Origin of the sequence: Candidatus Manganitrophus noduliformans, assembly GCF_012184425.1 — a bacterium.
Lineage (GTDB): Bacteria > Nitrospirota > Nitrospiria > SBBL01 > Manganitrophaceae > Manganitrophus > Manganitrophus noduliformans.
In genome coordinates, this window is record NZ_VTOW01000022.1 from 1 (window position 1) to 1,118 (window position 1,118).

Below are 1,118 nucleotides of genomic sequence, written 5' to 3' on the forward strand. Positions count from 1 at the left end.
AGGAAAAGCTCCTGAGAGTGACATCTAAACTAAAAGAAAAATGAAATTCAGCCGGCTTCATAAAGGCAACCAGAGGTTAACAGATAGACTTCGTGATCCAATATCCATTTTTTCAGCACCCTGCTAGTTCCTCGTGTCTGATTTCCCTCATATAGAAGGTCTTCATGATGCGTCTGAGTTCTTATGGGGTCTTCGCCTGCTCTATCTTTAGGGTGGTCAGAAATATAAATGCAGAAGAAATGAGCAGTAGGAAGAGCAGACCCATAATAATAAGTAAAGTGAGACTCTGTTCCAATGTATCACTACATCTACAGTAAAACCTCGTTGAGCAGTAAGGTATTCGCTTCTCTTTCTATAAAGAAAATACGACCGTCTGAGGAGGTAAAAAGATGCCTGCCGTCTGAGATGAACTGCTCGTGTACAATCATTTCTCTTGATCGGTCATAAAAACTGATCCGATCAGTCTGAGTCCGCATTTCCTCTCCTCTTAATATAACGAGGTGTTCTCGATCCGGGGTAAGAGAGAATTCATAAACGCCGGTGACAGGAAGAGGAGGCAACACCTGGTAATCAGTCAATTGAAGGGCTTGAATTCTCCCGGGGGGAACCCAAAGAAGGAATTGATCTCTGTCTGCAATTCCTCTGAGTGCATGAAAACCAACATTCAGGGACGTCAGGATCGCATGACTTCTTGTATCCAGAATCAGGATTTGTTTTCCTCCGACTCCAATGAGGATTTGATCATTGCTCTCGGTCGGACCCAGCAGTCTTGTATATTCTCCCAGTTTTATCTGACCCACCACTGAATTCTCCCTTGTATCTAGAATCAGCAATCCTTCGCTTCCTCCATACTCTTCTCCACCGAAGTTAATGAAGAGGCGATCGATCCCATTTTCGATTAAACAGGAGTTGCCATAACCGAATACGAAATCAGATAATGCTCTCTCCAGAGTGGTGCGGTGGATGATGTTAAATATATGGAGTGTAGGGGTGTAAATGATCAAGTAAAAAGGACCCACCGCGATAAAGTAAAATGGACCCACCCCTCTGGGTTATAAGGTTGCTGTTTGGACTGCTTCCTTCATTCTTTTCTGGCTGCTCTTGAAGCGATACGATTC

The 1,118-nt window shown here is 43.7% G+C and carries 1 protein-coding gene; it reads right to left on the bottom strand.

Annotated features, from left to right (window positions below; genetic code table 11):
• Positions 1-308: 308 nt before the first annotated feature.
• Positions 309-1,004, bottom strand: a complete 696-nt coding sequence (locus MNODULE_RS24350) for a YncE family protein (protein ID WP_168063802.1) — start codon at positions 1,002-1,004, stop codon at positions 309-311.
• Positions 1,005-1,118: the final 114 nt, after the last annotated feature.